This window comes from Neisseria sp. HMSC067H09, assembly GCF_001814135.1.
Lineage (GTDB): Bacteria > Pseudomonadota > Gammaproteobacteria > Burkholderiales > Neisseriaceae > Neisseria.
Genome location: NZ_KV814833.1, coordinates 1 through 371, shown reverse-complemented (window position 1 = coordinate 371; position 371 = coordinate 1). Strand labels below are relative to the sequence as shown.

Sequence of the window (371 nt, the reverse complement as noted above, 5' to 3'; positions counted from 1 at the left end):
CCTTCCGTTTCCGCCTTATCGCCCTTGACGAAGTAAGTATGCCAGTCGGCAACGGTCAGATTGTAGGCTTGCAGCGGTTCCAGTTTGACGGTAACGCTCTGAACGGTCTGCCCTGCACCGTTTTCGGCAAACAGCCTGCTTCCCGCTTTCAAATCTTCCGCTTTAATCCATTTGCCGTCCGAATAAAACGGGTGGATGCGGTTGGAAACGAGGGTCTGTATTTTACCGAGGCCGTCTGAAACTTCAATGTAAACGGTTTCTTGATACGGATTCCCGTATTGGGCGGTAACGGGTTTGTATCCCGTTTCCCCGCTTGCCTCGTCCTTGGCAAAGACGCGGTCGCCGGCCCGGATACGGGCAATGGCTTTGTA

1 protein-coding gene is annotated in these 371 nt (G+C 53.6%); it reads right to left on the bottom strand.

Annotated features, from left to right (window positions below; genetic code table 11):
- The coding region (locus tag HMPREF2954_RS00050; protein WP_210398473.1) for an HINT domain-containing protein at nt 1-371 on the bottom strand (371 nt) is incomplete at both ends.